This is a genomic window from Arthrobacter sp. Y3223164 (assembly GCF_059091005.1).
Genome location: NZ_JBNHGF010000978.1, coordinates 1 through 290 on the forward strand (window position 1 = coordinate 1; position 290 = coordinate 290).

At 73.1% G+C, this 290-nt stretch carries 1 pseudogene; it reads left to right on the top strand.

What is annotated here, in order from left to right:
- Positions 1–290: pseudogene (locus tag AC5RUJ_RS18990) on the top strand (leucyl aminopeptidase family protein); the annotation flags it as partial.

The following is a 290-nucleotide window of genomic DNA, read 5'->3' on the forward strand; positions in this document are numbered from 1 at the left end:
GCCGCGGCCCGCGGCCTGGGCATCCGCACGTGGGACGAGCATCAGCTGGCTGCCGGAGGGTTCGGCGGTCTGCTGGCGGTGGGCTCGGCCTCGCCGACTCCGCCCAGGCTGGTCCAGCTGGACTACACGCCCGCACAGGCCGGCGAGAACACCAGGCACGTCGTCATCGTCGGCAAGGGCATCACCTTCGACACCGGCGGGCTGTCGCTTAAGCCGCGGGAGCCGATGCTGCCGATGAAGACCGACATGGCGGGCGCCGGCGTCGTGCTGGCGGTGCTGGCCGCTGCGGC